1 protein-coding gene is annotated in these 235 nt (G+C 76.6%); it reads right to left on the reverse strand.

The window, feature by feature from the left end; genetic code table 11:
- The coding region (locus tag G3I42_RS31995; RefSeq protein ID WP_164291182.1) for a phosphopantetheine-binding protein at nt 1-235 on the reverse strand (235 nt) is incomplete at both ends.

The following is a 235-nucleotide window of genomic DNA, read 5'->3' on the forward strand; positions in this document are numbered from 1 at the left end:
GGCGGCCTCGGGGGCGGTGCGGGTGGGGGTGTGGTGCGCGGCGAGGGCGGCGGGGGTGCGGTGCGTGAAGACGTCGCGGGGGCTGAGGTCGAGCCCGGCGGCGCGGGCGCGGCTCGCGACGCCGATGGAGCTGATGCTGTCGCCGCCGAGCTGGAAGAAGTCGTCGTCGGGGCCGAGGTCGTCGATGCCGAGCACGGAGGCGAAGACGGCGACGAGCCGCGCTTCGTGCGCGTTC

It is taken from the genome of Streptomyces sp. SID11385 (assembly GCF_010548245.1).
Classification (GTDB): Bacteria; Actinomycetota; Actinomycetes; order Streptomycetales; family Streptomycetaceae; genus Streptomyces.